The sequence below is a fragment of the Pseudomonas saliphila genome (assembly GCF_008638345.1).
GTDB lineage: Bacteria > Pseudomonadota > Gammaproteobacteria > Pseudomonadales > Pseudomonadaceae > Halopseudomonas > Halopseudomonas saliphila.
The window spans coordinates 82373-96910 of sequence record NZ_VTVA01000013.1 but is presented as its reverse complement, the minus strand read 5'-3'; the positions used below and the strand labels follow the sequence as shown (position 1 = coordinate 96910).

The following is a 14538-nucleotide window of genomic DNA, read 5'->3' as shown; positions in this document are numbered from 1 at the left end:
GCGCGGCAACTGACTCAGCGCCGCGCTAAAGCGCCCTCACCCTTAGGGTAGAGACTGTTGAATGCCGGCCATGCTGCGCGGCCAGGGCTTCAGTTTGCGTACAGCGTCGGGCAGGCCAGCGATCGCTTTCTGGGCCTGCTGGCGTCCAGCGTATGTGCCTTGAGTGACGACAAACCACGGCTTGCCCTCATGCACTGTCTCGAAATAATGCAGCTCGGCTAACTGCGGCTGACCGGCGACAAAGTCCGCTGCCGCCTGCCTGGAACGGGTGCCCAATAACTGTAATGCGAAGTTGCCAGCCGTCTGCTGACGATACCAATCGGTATGCTCCGCCGATCCGGATCGCTCAGGCTGAACCGCCTCAGGCTGCTCGACTGCTGGCGGGATCGCGGCTGCAACAGGCTCCGCTGCCGGCTCGGGGGATGCAGGCTGTTCAGCCAAGAACGGCTCTACTTCGGCAATGGGTTGTTCGTCGGAAGGCACCATCTCCGGTATCGTTTGAGCCACTGGATCAACTGCCCGAGAGGGCGGCGGCGCAACATTCAGCGGCTGATTTTCGTCGCTTGCTGCGTTCTCGCCCAGCACATCAACTGTGGCGACCGGCTTGGGCAACTCGAGCACGGTGCGACTGGGTTCGGGCTCATCTTCGTCCCCCATGGTCCACACGACGGCTACGGCGATGGAAACCAGTATCAACGCAATCAATGAGCGAACCGGAAAGGCGGCTCTGCGCTGTGGCCGCAATGCTGGCGGCTCGATTGCCGCCAGCAGCGATTCCCTGGCGACCAGATTGATTCGGCCCGGCCAGCCTTCGCTCTGCTGATGAATCCAGTCGAGCTGCTCTTCGCTGAAGAGCTCCAGCCCCTGCCCTGCCGCCTCCAGTCGCTGTGCCAGATAGTCGCGTGTTTCTTCCGGTCGCAACGGCTGCAATTCGATCACGTGCAACCAGGCGCGTTCTTCGGGAATATCCACCGCCTGCAATGCCGTCTCTATGGAGGGCTCGGCAAACAGAAAAATCCGCGGGGCGCCACGCATCTCGATCTGACTGAGGGCAGCCAGACTCTGCAACGCCTGCGGGCTGAGAAGATGTGCATCGTCGATAACGATGTACAGCCGCACGCCCGCCTGGGATAGCTCGGCGGCCTTCTCAAGTACCCCGGTCTCCGTGCCGCCAGGGGCATTGATCGCCTGCGCCAGAAAACCGAGCAACGCATCCTGCGACGCGAGCTCCCGGGCAGAGGCCACCACGCACTGCACATTATCCTTATTGCTGCTGGCCACCAGCACTTGCCGGAGCAAGGTCTTGCCACTGCTTCGCGGCCCGGTCACAACCAGCAGTTGCTGAGCGAATCGCGCCAGATGATGCAACTCGGCAACCACGCTCTTGCGCCGCGCAGTGAAAAACCGAAACCCAGGCGTGCGCGGCAAAAACGGGTCGTGGCTCAGCTGGTAATGAGCGAGCAGGTCGGTCTCGACAGCAGCATAGTCGGGTTTATGTTCGGCGTTCATAAGTGCTCGGATAGATACGTTGTATGCAAGGTGGCTTCCAGCGCGGCCACATCAAAATCAGCCGTGACAACCGCTTCGCCCAGTTGCCGCAGCAGCACGAGCCGTAAACGGCCACCAATCACTTTCTTGTCCACTGCCATCAGGCGCATGAAATCATCTGCGGTCATGTCTTTGGGCGGCGCTGTCGGGAGCCCCGCCGCGCGAATGATTGCAACAGCCCGGTCATAATCGTTCTGACTCAACCATCCAGACCGCCTGGACAGCTCCAGCGCCATGACCATACCAGCGCCGACCGCCTCACCGTGCAACCAGCGGCCGTATCCCTGATGCGCTTCGATCGCATGGCCGAAGGTATGTCCCAGATTGAGGATGGCGCGCAGCCCCCCTTCGCGTTCGTCCACCGCCACAACCTCCGCCTTGATCGCACAGGAGCGGGCGATGGCTTCGGTAATCACGGCAGGTTCGAGCGCACGCAGCGCAGGCATATTGGCTTCGAGCCAGCCGAGGAAGACGAGGTCCCGGATCAAACCGTACTTGATGATTTCGGCCAATCCAGCACTGATTTCGCGCTCAGGCAGCGTATGCAGGCTGTCGGTATCGATGACTACCGCCTGTGGCTGGTAAAACGCCCCGATCATGTTCTTGCCGGCGGGATGATTGATGCCGGTCTTGCCACCCACGGACGAGTCGACCTGGGACAGCAAGGTGGTAGGAATCTGGATGAAGTTCACCCCGCGCTGATAACAGGCGGCGGCAAAACCGGTCATATCGCCGATCACCCCGCCCCCCAGCGCAATAAGTGTAGTACCCCGGTCATGTCGGGCGGCAAGCAGTCCGTCGAAAATCTGCTGCAGGGTGCTCCAGTTCTTGAAGGCTTCGCCGGTTGGCAGGATCACCTGCTCGACTTGATAGGCGGCAAGCGATGCCAGCAGCCTGACAAGATAAAGCGGCGCCACGGTATCATCAGTGACGACGCACACTTGCTTGCCGGGAAGATGGGACCTCAACAGATCGGGCTGATCCAGCAACCCGCTGCCGATGTAGATAGGATAGCTGCGGTCAGCCAGTTCAACGGTCAATTGCTGCATGAAACCTCTCCGTAATGTCCACGCAAGCATACCTCAGACGCACGGAGTGCGCAGGCCGGCGTTGCTGCTTTTTTGGTCTGAATCAGATAGTAATGAGCCCGGAATTCCGGGCTGCTCAGTGGTCTTGCTTAACCGTGATGCGGGTCAGGCCCGGAGTGCAGCCAGGATGGTATTGACTACAATCTTGGGTCCGCGCTGATCGGTTTCGATGGTCAGGTCGGCAATCTCACTGTAAAGCGGATCCCGTCTGGCCATCAGATCCCGCAGCACCTTCTCAGGATCTGGGGTCTGTAACAGCGGGCGCTGCCGATCCTTCGCCGTGCGTTGCAACTGCTGCTCGACGCTGGTCCGCAAATACACCACCAGGCCATTAGCCCCGAGCGCATTGCGGTTGGCTTCGCGCATGACCACACCACCGCCGGTGGCCAGCACGATCCCGTCCTCCTTGACCAACTCGGCAATCATTGCCTCCTCACGTTCGCGAAACCCTTCTTCCCCCTCAACATCAAAAATCCAGGGGATATCAGCACCTGTTCGCGCTTCTATCTCCCGGTCTGAATCCTTGAAGGGGTATCCGATTTCCTTGGCGAGAAGTCGCCCAATGGTGCTTTTACCTGCACCCATTGGGCCTATCAGAAAGACGTTACGCATTACTTGGCAAGTGAGATAGCTCCGCTATTGATGATGCGTGGCGTGAGGAATACCAGCAGCTCGGTTTTACTTTCCGACGTTATATCACGACGGAAGGCGCGACCCAAGATCGGCAGGTCGCCCAGGAAAGGAACCTTCTGCTGCCCTTTCGAGGTTTCACTGGAGAATACGCCACCGATAACAATGGTTTCACCGTCGGCCACCAGGATCTTAGCGTTGACTTCGTTCTTGCGAATTGTCGGAACGCCATTCACTTCACGGGTAAAGTCTGGCTCGTCCTTGGTGACGATGACCTCCATGATGACCTGGTTATCCGGCGTGATCTGCGGCGTCACTTCCAGCGACAGCACGGCCTCGGCAAAGGCAGTGGTGGTTGCACCGCTGGAGCTGGCTTCCTGGTAAGGAATCTCGGAACCCTTGAGGATCTTCGCTGTTTCCTTGTCGGAGGTAACGACCTTGGGCTGAGAAATAATCTCGCCATTACCGGTGCTTTCCATGGCCGACAGCTGAAGATCGAGCACAGCGTTGTTGGTAATGAACCCGATGCCGACGCCCGAAGTGGCACCCAGCACACCCATGTCTACAAAGGGGGTATTGAACGGACGCTCGGGAATACCGATGAATCCACCGGTATTACGCGACGGTATGTAGTCGTCATCACCAGGCAAGCCACGCGCGTTAGGATCTTCCACTACGCCAGTCTGGCCATCTTTGCCGAACAGATCGAACCTGTTGCCCATCCGCAGATTACCACCCCAGCGCACACCCAGTGCCTTGTCAAAACCGACGTTGGCTTCAACAATCCGTGCTTCGATCATGACCTGACGAACCGGAATGTCCAGCTGGGTAACGATGCGGCGCAGCTCATCAAGCTTGTCCTGAGTTTCCAGGGCAATGATGCTGTTGGTGCGGTCATCGACTGTTATGGAACCGCGTTGCTCGCCTTCTCCGGCGGTTACCGACGCGAACAGGCTGGCAATATCCGCTGCGTTGGCGTAGTTCACCTGGATCAGTTCACGGCGCAGGGGCGCCAATTCGGCGATCTGGCGCTGGGATTCCAACTCCTGACGTTCGCGCGCGGCGATCTCATCCGCCGGCGCCACCAGCAAGACGTTACCCACCTTGCGCTTATCCAGACCCTTGGTTTTCAACACCAGATCCAGCGCCTGATCCCAGGGCACGTTCTGCAGACGCAGCGTAATGCTGCCCGACACCGTGTCACTGGCAACCAGGTTCATATCGGTAAAGTCGGCAATCAACTGCAGCACCGAGCGCACTTCAATATTCTGGAAATTGAGCGACAGCTTCTCACCGGTATAGGCGAAATCGGCGGCACGACGCTGCTCGACTTCAGTCTTGCTCAGCGGCTTGAAGCTGACGATCAGTCGGTTGTCAGTTTGATACACCAGATGTTCATAGAAGCCAGCTGGCTGGATATTGATCGTTGTATCGTTGCCGCTGGTGCTGGCATTGACGAAGTTGACGGGCGTAGCGAAATCCTTGACGTCCAGCCGGACGCGCAACTCATCTGGCAGACGCGTACCCGGGAAGGTCAGCCGAACACGACCGCCTTGCTCCTGCACATCGACACGCACCGAAGGATCCGACAGATCAATGATTACGTTACCTTCCCCCTGCTCGCCACGCTGAAAGTCCAGACCTCGAATGGCCCGACCGGAGGCAGCTGAAGCACTCTTTGCGGCGACGGCAGGCTCACCGGCCGCGCGCCAGTTGCCGGCGGCGGGCGCGCTGGCCGATGCCGCTCGGGCGGGGGCGGTGTAACCGGGCGCCTTATCGGCACCCACCATGACGTACAGATTATTGCCTTCCACCCGTGTCGCGTAGGGAGCAAGTTCGGCTAGATTGATAATCAGACGGGTCCGATCACCCGCTTCGACCACGGTCACGCTACGCGCGTTACCCAGTCCAAGCTCACGGCTGCGCTCACCCAGCTTATTCTTCACTCCGGGTAGATCCAGAGCGATACGGGCAGGCTGCTCGATGGTGTAGCCCTTGGGCGCTGTCACGGGTTCATCGAAGCTAAGCTTGAGCTCGACCCGCTCACCCGGCAGCGAGGCCACGTCTAGTTTCTGAAGGTCGGCCGCGATGGCCAGAGGATTCAACAGCATCAGGGCTGCTGCAAGCGATAACTTCCTGGTTAGAGGCATTTGGTTGCGTTCCACGCGTGACTGTTTGCAGTTCATGATTATCTCTCCCTGGTTGTCCTAACCGCGCTCAGGCAAGCTGAGGGTACGCGGACGCTCCAACCATCCCCCTTCGCCGTCAGGCACTATCTCGACCACATCGAGACGACCTTCCTCGATGCTTACGATACGGCCATGGTTCCGGCCTAAGTAGTCGCCGATCCTGACCCGGTGCACGCTACCGGCGCCTTCTATGAGCGCCTGCATGCCTCCCTGGTTACTAAGTGTGCCGACCATTTCGAACCCTTCGATATTGAAGCCCTCGAGGAATTGCCGGGTTCGGTCTTCGTTCGGCTTGATGTCCTGAGAACCCCGTTGACGCTGGGTCAGGTCGATACGGATAGGCGGCTGAAATGGGCTGCGCAACGACGCTGCGCTATAGACGAACGCCTCATACGGGCTGAAACGCGGCAGCGGCTCGATGGTGCCAGCCGGGCGGGCTCTGGTTTCTTCCATGAAGACCTGCAAATCATTGAAGTCATCCCCGCCACATCCCGCCAATGCGACCGATGCCACGATGGCAAGACCGGTCAAACGCTTGTGCATGCTCATCATTGCGCTCCTGCTTCGTTGTAGCGATAGGTCTTGGCCAGGATGCTCATCTTGAGCAGATCCGGGTTACCCTCGCTGACGGGCGCAATGGTGAAATCGTGCAGCGTTACGATACGTGGCAGCCCCGCCACGCTACTGACGAAAGTGCCGATGTCATGGTAGTTGCCCTGGACCTGAATACTGATCGGCAACTCCGCATAGAACTGTTTGGCGGCTTCAGGCTGCAAGGTAATCGACTCGAACTCCAGCCCGCTGTTGAGGCCCATCTGAGTGATATCTTCAAGCAACCCGGGGACTTCAGTGTCACTTGGCAACTGCTTGAGCAGCGTACCGAAACGCTCCTCGATTTCTGCCAACTGTTCTTTGTACGCATCCAGGTTTGCCGCACGGAACGACTTGTCGGCAAAGTCCTTGCGCAGGGTAACTTCCTGCGCCTGGCTGCTCTGCAGGCTGGCCTGCAGATCCTTCAGGTGAAAGTGGTAGCCGAGGAACGCCAGTATCGCGAAGACCAGGACGCCTACAATCACCTTCAGTGCGCCCGGCCAGGCTCCTATATTGTTGAAATCGAGATCATTTACATCGATCTTTTTCAAACTTTCCATGGATTGAGCGAAAGTCATGGCTGCTGTTCTCCCTCAGCGGCACGCGCCTGCGGTTCCGTCTGACGCACTGACAGTTCAAAGACGTTGGCCTGATCCAGAGCATCCTGAGTCACCGCACGCACGGCGGTCAGGTTTGGCGAAGTCAGCCACTCGGACGCGTCCATCTGGCGCATCAGATTGGAGACCCGGCTATTGGATTCGGCGCCGCCCTTGATATTGATGGTCGACTCTTTCATATCGACCGATGTGAAGAACAAGCCTTCAGGCAGGGTCCGCGCCATCTCGTCGAACACGCGGACGATGATCGGGCGATTGCCTTGCAGGTCCTGGATGATCTTCATCCGATCCAGCAACTGCGTACGGCGTGCCTGCAGCTCCTCAATCTCCTTGATGCGGGTTTCAAGCACCCGGATTTCCTTGGAGATGAATTCGTTACGGGCATTCTGATGATCAATCTTGCCGTTCAGGTTGCGGTCGACAAGAAATACCAGCGCGCAGGTGAAGACCAGAATCAGCGCCAGAATGGTCAGAAATTCCTTCTTGCGCTCTTCCCTGAGCTGCTCGCGCCAGGGTAATAGGTTTATGCGAGCCATTAGTCGAAACTCCTCATTGCCAATCCACAAGCAATCATCAATGCCGGCGCGTCATTGCTGAGCGCCACCGCATTCACCTTGTTGGAAAGGGTCATGTTTGCAAAGGGGTTGGCCACCAACGTCGTGGTTCCGAGCTTTTGCTGGATCAGCTGATCCAGGCCCGGAATGGACGATGTGCCGCCCGCGAGGAGTATGTAGTCGACGTCGTTGTACTGATTGCCCGCAAAGAAGAACTGCAATGAGCGCGACACTTGCTGGACCACGGCATCCTTGAAAGGCCCCAGCACCTCGGTTTCGTAGTCGTCCGGCAGGCCGCCCTGTTTCTTGGCCAACCCCGCCTCTTCCTGCGAAAGCCCGTAACGACGCTGAATCTCTTCAGTTAACTGCTTGCCGCCGAATAGCTGCTCACGGGTGTAGATGGTGCGCCCCTGGCTGAGGACGCTGAGCGTCATCATCGTCGCACCGATATCCACGACGGCAATGGTCAGATCATGCTGACCACTATCGAGCTGCTCAGTGACCAGACTGCAGGCGCGCTCCATGGCGTAGGCTTCGACCTCGACCACCTTGACGTCGATACCAGCCAGTGCCAGCGCGGCCTCGCGGATGTCGACGTTTTCCCGGCGACAGGCCGCCAGCAATACCTCGACACGCTCGGGATTTCGGGGAGATATGCCCTGGACTTCAAAGTCGATCGCAACTTCATCAAGGGGATAGGGGATATATTGGTCAGCCTCGAGTTTGATCTGTTCTTCAAGCTCGTCGTCATCGAAGCCGGCATCCATCTCGATGATCTTGGTGATCACCGCCGAGCCGGCTACGGCAACTGCCGCCTGTTTTATCGAGGTACGGGATCGCGCCAGGACCTTTTCCAGGGCCTGCCCGACGCCTTCGAGCTCGACGATATTTTTCTCAACCACCGCACTGGGTGGGAGAGGTTCGACCGCGTAGGCCTCAACCTTATAGCGGTTCCCGGAGCGACTGAGTTCTAGCAGCTTCACGGTCGTGGAGCTGATATCGATACCCAGCAGCGTATTCGATTTCTTTTTTATGAGCCCTAGCACAGCCAATTCCCTATCAGCATCCGCCACTTACGGGCGGTTTATGTTTTCCTACATTAAATAGCAGAGAACGCACAAGCGCAAATGGCTAAATCCGAAACAAAACGCTTATAATGCTCGCTGCTAAACCGCATCTCACCAAGCTAACCGCTAACCTTTTCATAAACCCGGGAACACCTTCCTATCCCTATGCGCTTTATAAAAATAGTTTTCTGGTCGTTGCTTGCCTTGGTGAGCGCCCCCCTCCTGGGCGTGACCGGCATGGCACTTTATCTTAGCCCCGCTTTGCCGGATGTTGAAACACTTCGTGACGTACAATTGCAAACGCCGTTGCGGATATATAGCACAGATCACAAATTGATTGCTGAATTTGGCGAAATGCGTCGATTCCCTATCACTTTCGACCAGATCCCGAAGAACTTTATACTGGCCATGCTGGCCGCCGAGGACGATAACTTCCTCAATCATCACGGGGTCGATCCTGCTGGCTTGCTACGCGCTGCCGGAGAACTTGCCCGCACCGGAGAAATTCAGACCGGCGGCAGCACCATCACCATGCAGGTGGCCAAGAACTACTTCCTGTCCAGCGAGCGGGTTTTCTCCCGAAAACTCAATGAAATATTTCTGGCGCTGCAAATTGAACGCAGCCTGAGCAAGGAAGAAATCTTCGAGCTCTACGTCAACAAGATCTACCTTGGCAATCGCGCCTACGGCATCGAAGCGGCTGCGCATATCTATTACGGAAAACCCATCGCCGAGCTCCCGCTGGCGGACATGGCAATGATTGCCGGGCTACCCAAGGCACCCTCGCGTTATAACCCTGTCGCCGACCCGGAACGCGCTATCGGCCGGAGGGACTGGATCCTTCAGCGCATGCTGAGCCTTGGCTATATAGACCAGGCCGCCTACGACGAAGCCATCGCGACACCTAACAACGCGCGGAACCACGGCGCCAATCCTCAATTGGAAGCCCCCTACGTCGCCGAGATGGCCCGTCTTGAAATGATCCAGCGTTACGGCGATGAGGCGTACACCGACGGTTTTCATGTCATCACCACCATCGACAGCCAGCTCCAGGAGCTCGCCAACCAGTCGCTACGCGACGGCCTTGAGGAGTACGACAGACGCCACGGCTACCGGGGACCAGAGGCGCGCCATGCTGAAGTCGATTCGGCACAGTGGCCGTCTCTGCTGGCCGAACATGCGAGCATTGGCGGGCTGGAGCCGGCGCTCGTCACAGAGGTGACTGATGATCACGTCCAGATTCAGTTGCGCGATGGGACCAGCGGTCAGATCGCCTGGAAGCAGATGCGCTGGGCACGACCTTTCCTGAACACGAACAGCATGGGGCCTGTACCCAAGCAGCCCGCCGACGTGCTGATGCCTGGCGATATCGTCCGGGTCCGCGCGATAGAGACGGATGGTCAGTACCGCCTGGCTCAGATTCCCGTTGCGCAAAGTGCACTGGTCGCATTGGATCCACAGGACGGCAGCCTGAAGGCCGTCACCGGCGGGTTCTCCTTCACTCAGAGCAAATACAACCGTGCTACCCAGGCCCGTCGCCAACCCGGTTCCAGCTTCAAACCGTTTCTCTATAGCGCCGCGCTCGATCATGGCTACACCCCTGCCAGCATGGTCAACGACGCACCTATCGTGTTCGCAGATCAATACATGGATACCGATTGGCGGCCCCGCAACTCGGGCGGCGATTTTCTTGGCCCGATCCGCCTGAGAGAAGCGCTCTACCGCTCACGCAACCTGGTGTCTGTGAGGCTGATGCAGGATCTGGGCGTCGACAATGCCTTGAGTTACATCGAGCGCTTCGGCTTTGCCCGCGAGGAACTCCCGCGCAACCTGTCTGCCGCCCTCGGCACCCCGGAGCTGACGCCCATGCAGATTGCGCAGGGCTACACGGTCATCGCGAACGGTGGCTATGCCGTCAAGCCCTACCTGATCGAACATATTCAGGATCGTAACCAGGAAACCATTTACTTTGCTCAGCCTGCAATGACGCCTGAGCGCCTCGCACAGCGTCTGGAGGCGATAGATGATTTCCGCCGCGAGGCTATGCCGGAGGAAGGCAAACACGTGCTGTTGGCCGAACAGGTCGTTGATTCACGGACCACCTACCAGCTCACCAGTATGCTCGAGGATGTGATCAGCAGAGGGACTGCGGTCAGGGCCAAGGCACTGGGACGCAGCGACCTCGCGGGCAAGACAGGGACCACCAATGACCAGAAGGACGGCTGGTTTTCAGGATACAACGCCGAGCTGGTCACCACCGTGTGGGTTGGCTTCGACCAACCTGCCCCGCTTGGGCGGCATGAATATGGCGGCACCACTGCGTTGCCGATATGGATGAAGTTCATGGCCAGCGCCCTGGACGGTAAACCAGAAAACAGCCAACCCATGCCCGACGGCATGCTGACCATGCGCGTCGATCCGGCTACCGGCCGCAGCGCGCGGCCTGGGACCACCAGCGGCATTCTTGAGATTTTCAAGGAAGAGGACGCCCCGCCCTCCTACGACGAAATTGACGCCAATGGCTACCGCGACGATGGGGCTGTTACCCCCCTTGAGCTGTTCTAATTCGCTATAAGCTGGAGCACTGTCGGCATATTCGAGGCGCAAACGATCGCTGTTTTTTGCGGGTGTCTCACCCTAAGCTGCGATCTGCCTGACAATAACAAAGGGTCCGCGCCAAGCGTCACCACCTGAATCGCCTCGGGATCTCCTCGATCGGTTCATTGCCTGGCCGCCCGCCGAGGACGAATATGAAGCTGTTCAATAGCATGCTGATCGCCAATCGTGGTGAAATCGCTGTGCGTCTGGCCCGAGCCGCGGCCGAACTCGACATCACCAGCCTTGCGGTATTTTCAGAAGATGATTCCCGATCGCTCCACGTGCGCAAGGCCGATACGGCCGTCCCCCTGCGCGGGCGCGGCGTTTCTGCTTATCTGGACGGCGCGCAACTGATAGCCCTCGCGCTGGAACATGGCTGCGATGCCATTCATCCCGGTTATGGTTTCCTCAGCGAAAGCGCTGACTTTGCGCGGCTCTGCACAGCCGCCGGTTTGATGTTCATTGGCCCCGATGCCCGCGTACTGGATGTGTTTGGCGACAAGGCCAGCGCGCGGCGGCTGGCCGCTGAACTCGACATTCCTCTGGCCCGGGGCACCAACGAACCGACCAGCCTGGATCAAGCCCGCGCGTTTATGACGGCGCTCGGTACTGACACGCCGGTGATGCTCAAGGCCTTAGCTGGCGGGGGTGGCCGGGGCATGCGCGTCGTTATTAATCCCGCCGAGCTGGAATCAGCCTTTGCCCGTTGCAGCTCCGAAGCCAAGGCAGCCTTTGGTAATGCCGAGCTGTACATCGAGCAGCTCATCCCGCATGCCCGTCACATCGAAGTGCAGATCATTGGCGACGGCTCAACCGTGAGTCATCTATGGGAGCGCGACTGCACATTGCAGCGCCGTAACCAGAAATTGCTGGAAATCGCGCCGGCGCCGAATCTGGAACCTGCGCTGCGCCAGCGGCTGCTGGATGCTGCGCTGAAACTCACCGCAAGAGTCGGCTATCGCGGCCTGTGCACGGTGGAGTTTCTGCTCGACCAGGACACCGGCGAGTTCATTTTCATGGAGGCCAACCCGCGCATTCAGGTCGAGCACACCGTCACTGAAGCGGTGACAGGTCTTGATCTGGCCCAACTGCAGATTCAACTCGCTGCGGGCGCGAGTCTGTCAGAGCTGGGCGTTGAACAGGCACAGGTTCCTATACCACGCGGTTATGCCATACAGCTGCGCATCAATCTCGAGACCATGCAGAGCGATGGCAGCGCCAGGCCTGCAGGCGGCACGCTGACGGCTTACGACCCGCCTAGCGGGCCCGGTGTGCGGGTCGATGGGTGCGGTTACACTGGCTACACCAGCCACCCCGGATTTGATTCGCTGCTAGCCAAGCTGATTGTGCATGCCGATGCTAACTTCCCAGCCGTATTGCGCCGGGCCTATCGCGCGCTATGCGAGTTTCATCTGGAAGGCGCGCCGAGCAATCAACAGTTCCTGCAGACTCTGTTGCGTCATCCTGCGGTGGCTGACTATCGAGTGAGTACCGGTTTTATCGAAGCCCATGCCGCTGAGCTGCTCCAATCCTCTAGCGCAGCGCATCCCCATCTTTATTTTGAGCAACCCAGCCCCGACCAGGACGCTCTGGCCGGGCGTCCCGCCAATGTGCCGCACGGATGTCTTTCGCTAAATGCGCCGGTACAGGGCGTTCTCGTCAGTCTGGACGTTAAGGCCGGCGACGCTGTTGCTGCCGGACAGCAGGTGGCGATCATTGAAGCCATGAAGATGGAATTCGAGGTCAAGGCGACCCAGAGCGGCATCGTCCATGCGCTGGCGGCAGCGCCCGGCGACAACCTCTTTGAATCCAGTCCGCTGCTATTTATTGAGCCTGCCGAGATTCAATCCGATGCCCAGCAGACTGAAGAACAACTCGATCTGGCGTACATCCGCGCAGATCTTGATGAGGTGCTGCAACGCCGTGCGCAGCTCACCGATCAGCAGCGGCCCGACGCAGTAGCCAAGCGGCGCAAGACCGGCCAGCGCACCGCCCGCGAGAATCTGGCGGAGCTGCTGGATGAGGGCAGCTTCATGGAGTACGGCGGCTTTGCACTGGCGGCACAACGCACCCGTCGTAGCCATGATGAATTGCTGAAGATGAGCCCCGCCGACGGCCTGATTGCCGGTATCGGTACGGTCAACGCGGATCTCTTTGGTAACGAAACAGCGCGTTGCATGGCCCTGAGTTACGACTACACGGTGTTCGCCGGCACCCAGGGTGTGATGAATCACAAGAAGACCGACCGCATGCTCGAGCTGGCTGAGCGGTGGCGTCTGCCCCTGGTGTTTTTCACCGAGGGTGGTGGCGGACGGCCTGGCGATATCGACAAGGTAGGAGTGGCCGGTCTGGACTGCACGACCTTCATGCGCATGGCGCGGCTGAGTGGACAGGTTCCGCTGGTGGGCGTGGTGTCAGGGCGCTGCTTCGCTGGAAATGCGGCACTGCTGGGCTGTTGCGATGCGATCATTGCCGCTGAAAATGCCAGCATCGGGATGGCTGGCCCGGCGATGATCGAGGGCGGCGGGCTCGGGTGTTTTACTCCCGAGCAAGTCGGGCCAACCAGCGTGCAGGGGCCCAACGGGGTGATTGATGTGCTGGTGAAGGATGAGGCGCAAGCAACCCAGGTCGCCAAACAATATCTATCCTATTTCCAGGGCGATTTGCCGAGCGGCGAATGTGCCGACCAACGCCGGCTACGGCATCTGATTCCGGAAAACCGCCTGCGTGCCTACGATATCCGCGAGGTAATCGAGACATTAGCCGACAGCGGTTCTGTGCTGGAGCTGCGTCGTCAGTTTGCCCACGGGCTGATCACTGCGCTGATCCGTATAGACGGCAAGGCCTTTGGCTTGATGGCGAATAATCCGATGCATCTGGGCGGCGCCATCGATGCGATCGCGGGTGACAAGGCTGCGCGCTTCATGCAGCTGTGTCAGGCGCATGGCCTGCCGCTGGTGTCCTTGTGCGATACGCCCGGTTTCATGGTCGGGCCAGAGTCTGAGCAGCAGGCCACGGTGCGGCATGTGTCGCGCATGTTTGTGACGGCGGCCAGTCTCACGGTGCCCTTCTTTACCATCGTGCTGCGCAAGGGTTACGGGTTGGGTGCTCAGGCGATGGCCGCCGGCAGCTTTGATGCGCCGATGTTCACCATTGGCTGGCCGAGCAGCGAGTTCGGCGCGATGGGGTTGGAAGGGGCGGTGCGGCTGGGGTATGCCAAGGAGCTGGCGGCGGTGGAGGATGAAGGGGAGCGTCAGGCGTTGTTCGATAAGCTGGTTGGCGAGCTCTATACCCGCGGCAAGGGCATCAGTATGGCCAGCTATCTTGAGATCGATGCGGTGATTGATCCCCTGGAGACGCGCGATTGGTTGCTGCGCGGGCTGAGTTCGGCGCCGCCCGAGTCGCGGCAGCGTGGGACTCGGGCTTTTGTAGATACGTGGTAGGTGTTCGAGCTGCTGGATCATTCTGTGGATAGGCCTGCGAACTGAGTCACTGGCGCAAGACGCCGTGAATCCATCCTTGGAGGCTTGACGAAAACATCCCTGTTTTCGACACTTGCGCCAGCGGCTCAGTCCGCTGGCCAGTCGGGCTTTTGTGTTGTTTTGGATTTGCTGTCCCTTAACCCGGTCGGGGCATGGCTTAGTGTTCGGCATCTT

General features: G+C 59.0%; 10 protein-coding genes. 2 read left to right on the top strand and 8 right to left on the bottom strand.

Annotation, left to right across the window (positions count from 1 at the left end; all coding sequences use genetic code 11):
- Positions 1-42: 42 nt before the first annotated feature.
- The 8 genes from FHK95_RS14330 to FHK95_RS14295 form a co-directional block, all read right to left on the bottom strand.
- A complete protein-coding gene (locus FHK95_RS14330) occupies positions 43-1509 on the bottom strand; it encodes an AAA family ATPase (RefSeq protein WP_150305312.1) in 1467 nt (488 codons plus the stop codon).
- Positions 1506-2597, bottom strand: coding sequence for a 3-dehydroquinate synthase (gene aroB / locus FHK95_RS14325; protein WP_150305311.1), 1092 nt, complete (start codon positions 2595-2597; stop codon positions 1506-1508). The genes FHK95_RS14330 and aroB overlap by 4 nt, the downstream gene beginning before the upstream one ends.
- Before the next feature lie 144 nt (positions 2598-2741).
- Positions 2742-3248, bottom strand: coding sequence for a shikimate kinase AroK (gene aroK / locus FHK95_RS14320; protein WP_150305310.1), 507 nt, complete (start codon positions 3246-3248; stop codon positions 2742-2744).
- Positions 3248-5377 (bottom strand): type IV pilus secretin PilQ, encoded by a 2130-nt coding sequence (gene pilQ / locus FHK95_RS14315; protein ID WP_328592954.1) that lies wholly within the window; start codon positions 5375-5377, stop codon positions 3248-3250. The genes aroK and pilQ overlap by 1 nt, the downstream gene beginning before the upstream one ends.
- Positions 5378-5473: 96 nt before the next feature.
- A complete protein-coding gene (gene pilP / locus FHK95_RS14310; protein WP_150305340.1) occupies positions 5474-5998 on the bottom strand; it encodes a type 4a pilus biogenesis lipoprotein PilP in 525 nt (174 codons plus the stop codon).
- Positions 5999-6003: 5 nt separating this feature from the next.
- The gene (locus FHK95_RS14305; protein ID WP_150305308.1) at positions 6004-6624 is read right to left on the bottom strand and encodes a type IV pilus inner membrane component PilO; all 621 of its coding nucleotides are present in this window, start codon (positions 6622-6624) and stop codon (positions 6004-6006) included.
- Positions 6621-7199: a PilN domain-containing protein gene (locus tag FHK95_RS14300; protein ID WP_150305307.1), complete on the bottom strand. Its 579-nt coding sequence runs from the start codon at positions 7197-7199 to the stop codon at positions 6621-6623. Before FHK95_RS14300 ends, FHK95_RS14305 begins: the two co-directional genes overlap by 4 nt.
- Entirely contained in the window at positions 7199-8263 is a 1065-nt protein-coding gene (locus tag FHK95_RS14295; RefSeq protein ID WP_150305306.1) for a pilus assembly protein PilM, read from the bottom strand. Before FHK95_RS14295 ends, FHK95_RS14300 begins: the two co-directional genes overlap by 1 nt.
- Positions 8264-8449: 186 nt before the next feature.
- Here FHK95_RS14295 and FHK95_RS14290 point away from each other — a divergent pair, with 186 nt between their 5' ends.
- Together FHK95_RS14290 and FHK95_RS14285 are read left to right on the top strand one after the other, a co-directional pair.
- The gene (locus FHK95_RS14290; protein ID WP_150305305.1) at positions 8450-10849 is read left to right on the top strand and encodes a penicillin-binding protein 1A; all 2400 of its coding nucleotides are present in this window, start codon (positions 8450-8452) and stop codon (positions 10847-10849) included.
- Between the two features lie 185 nt (positions 10850-11034).
- Positions 11035-14325 (top strand): carboxyl transferase domain-containing protein, encoded by a 3291-nt coding sequence (locus tag FHK95_RS14285; RefSeq protein ID WP_150305304.1) that lies wholly within the window; start codon positions 11035-11037, stop codon positions 14323-14325.
- Positions 14326-14538: the final 213 nt, after the last annotated feature.

Bases quoted from the DNA above. Each gene is read 5' to 3' on its own strand.
- aroK (WP_150305310.1), bottom strand. From the start codon at position 3,248: ATGCGTAACGTCTTTCTGATAGGCCCAATGGGTGCAGGTAAAAGCACC.
- FHK95_RS14330 (WP_150305312.1), bottom strand. From the start codon at position 1,509: ATGAACGCCGAACATAAACCCGACTATGCTGCTGTCGAGACCGACCTG.
- FHK95_RS14305 (WP_150305308.1), bottom strand. From the start codon at position 6,624: ATGACTTTCGCTCAATCCATGGAAAGTTTGAAAAAGATCGATGTAAAT.
- pilP (WP_150305340.1), bottom strand. From the start codon at position 5,998: ATGCACAAGCGTTTGACCGGTCTTGCCATCGTGGCATCGGTCGCATTG.
- pilQ (WP_328592954.1), bottom strand. From the start codon at position 5,377: ATGCTGTTGAATCCTCTGGCCATCGCGGCCGACCTTCAGAAACTAGAC.
- FHK95_RS14290 (WP_150305305.1), top strand. From the start codon at position 8,450: ATGCGCTTTATAAAAATAGTTTTCTGGTCGTTGCTTGCCTTGGTGAGC.
- aroB (WP_150305311.1), bottom strand. From the start codon at position 2,597: ATGCAGCAATTGACCGTTGAACTGGCTGACCGCAGCTATCCTATCTAC.
- FHK95_RS14300 (WP_150305307.1), bottom strand. From the start codon at position 7,199: ATGGCTCGCATAAACCTATTACCCTGGCGCGAGCAGCTCAGGGAAGAG.
- FHK95_RS14285 (WP_150305304.1), top strand. From the start codon at position 11,035: ATGAAGCTGTTCAATAGCATGCTGATCGCCAATCGTGGTGAAATCGCT.